2 protein-coding genes are annotated in these 2197 nt (G+C 60.0%); one reads left to right on the forward strand and one right to left on the reverse strand.

Annotated elements, in window-relative coordinates:
* Positions 1-97 precede the first annotated feature (97 nt).
* Positions 98-997 (reverse strand): DMT family transporter, encoded by a 900-nt coding sequence (locus IV01_RS02575; RefSeq protein WP_032631341.1) that lies wholly within the window; start codon positions 995-997, stop codon positions 98-100.
* 146 nt (positions 998-1143) lie between these two features.
* Between IV01_RS02575 and IV01_RS02570 the strand changes: the two genes are divergently transcribed.
* Positions 1144-2025: an AraC family transcriptional regulator gene (locus IV01_RS02570; protein WP_032631342.1), complete on the forward strand. Its 882-nt coding sequence runs from the start codon at positions 1144-1146 to the stop codon at positions 2023-2025.
* The last annotated feature ends 172 nt before the right edge of the window (positions 2026-2197 follow it).

A 2197-nucleotide genomic window follows, 5' to 3' on the forward strand; every position in this document is an offset into this window, starting at 1 on the left:
GGTGCTTGCCCGCGATGAACGATGACGCGGTATTCAGTGACAACGCGCTATCGTTCATCGCGGGCAAGCACCGCTCCCACAGGGTTGTGCATTCACTTCAAGCCAATTTAGCCCCCACCGGCACCACCACCTTGGGCTTTCTGAACACCAACACATTCCCCAGCATCACCAACACCAGCCCCGTCAGCGCGGAGGCGGTCCATTGGTAGCCTTCGACAAACGCCGAGATGTTCAGCGCCACCACCGGGAACAGCACCGTGCAATAAGCGGCCCGCTCAGGGCCCATGCGGCCGACCAGGGTGAGGTAGGCGGTGAAGCCGATCACCGAACCCGGGATCACCAGATACAGCAACGAACCGATGTAACGGGTATTCCATTCGAAGGCGAACGGCGTGCCGCTGATCAGGCAATAGAGGCACAGCATCCCCGCGCCATAGAGCATGCCCCAGGCATTGGTGGTCAGCGGGCGCAGGCCGGCTTTCTGTTGCAGGCTGGAGAGCAGGTTACCCGCCGAAAAACACAGGGTGCCCAGTAAAGCCAGACCCAGACCCAGCAAGGTTTCACGACTGGCACTGTGGCCGGACAGTTCAGGCCAGAACATGCAGCCCAAACCGACCAACCCAAGCGCACCGCCGGTCAGCACATTACGCGCGACCTTCTGCTTGAAAAATATCCGCGCATTCAGGGCGTTCCACAGGGTCGCGGTGGAGAACACCACAGCGATAAGGCCGCTGGGAATCCACTGGCTGGCGGTGTAGAAACACAGGAAGTTGACGCAAAACAGGCAAAGCCCCTGGGCCAGGCAGATCAGTTGTCCGCGTTGATTGACCTTCTGCAATTTGCCGCTGAGTAGCAGCATGGCAAACAACACCAGGGCGGCGAGGCCGAAGCGATACACGATCGACACGGCTATCGCCACTTCGCCAAGCTGCAATTTCAAAGCAATCCAGGTGGTACCCCAGATCAGGACGGTAAGCAGATACAGAGAAATGTTCATGACGCGGCTCTTGTCTGGAAGGAGAAACGAGGCGTCAGTCTGCGGCGCTGCTCAACCGGCCACTTGCATAATCTTGCGCATTTGTAGCCTGGATGGCTGGCAGCTGCCTATGCAACGGGTAGGATACGACTCCTAGAGGATGCATCATGCCCGCCATCGAAACCATTCAGGTCTTTCAGGCCTTGAACAGCTCACCCCATGCTCGACTGGAGCAAAGCGCGGTGCTGGGCGATGGTTTGGTGGCAGCCTTGTGGAACAACCGCCACGACTCCCAGGAATATCACGCGCCCAGCCATCACACCCTGTCATGTTATATCGACGGTGGGACCGGAACCTTTCGCCGTGACCGGCCCGATCACAAAGGCCGCCCGAACACCCTCTGCACCTTGCCAGCCGGCCATGAATCAGCCTGGATAATCAACGGCGAAATCCGTCTGGCACATCTTTACATCAGCCCGGAGCAGTTTGCCCTGGGCTGCATTACGCTGCTGGACCGCGAACCCCGCGAGCTGCACCTGCGGGAAAACACTTTTCACGATGACCCCGAGCAGGCCGCTCGCTTTCGCCAGTTGATCCAGATGAACTGGAGTGAACCTGGCGAACGTTTACTGACCAGCAGCCTGGCCCACGAAATGCTCAGCCGCGCCCTGCTCGATCAAGTAGGTCTGCGCGACGGCTTGCGCCTCAAAGGCGGATTGGCGCCGCATCTGCGCCGGCAATTGGTGGAGTACATCGAGACGCACCTGGCCGAGCCCTTGAGCCTGGGCGAACTGGCGGGGATGTGTGCGTTGTCTGAATATCACTTCGCGCGCATGTTCCGCGAAAGCTTTGGCCTGCCGCCCCATCAATACCTGCTGGCCCGTCGGGTGAACCATGCGCGGCATTTGCTGCGCACCACGAGCCAGGCCTTCGGCGTGATAGCGCTAGAGTGCGGCTTCGCCAGCGCCAGCCATTTCAACAATCGCTTTCGGCAGGTGGTGGGGGCTACGCCGGGGGAGTATCGGTTGGCGTTTGTTGGCAAGGCCTGACACGCGGTCCTGTGGGGGCGACCGGGGTGGCGCTCCACCTTGCTCGCGAAGACGATATTGCACATACAGGTATGTCGCGCTGCAAACACGGACCCAGTAGGAGCGCGCTTGCCCGCGATACGGTGTGTCAGCGAAAAATGTGTTGTCTGACCTGACGCGATCGCGGGCACAT

Source organism: Pseudomonas syringae, assembly GCF_000737245.1.
Lineage (GTDB): Bacteria > Pseudomonadota > Gammaproteobacteria > Pseudomonadales > Pseudomonadaceae > Aquipseudomonas > Aquipseudomonas syringae_J.

Coding starts and splice junctions, on each gene's coding strand:
- IV01_RS02570 (WP_032631342.1), top strand. CDS start 1,144: ATGCCCGCCATCGAAACCATTCAGGTCTTTCAGGCCTTGAACAGCTCA.
- IV01_RS02575 (WP_032631341.1), bottom strand. CDS start 997: ATGAACATTTCTCTGTATCTGCTTACCGTCCTGATCTGGGGTACCACC.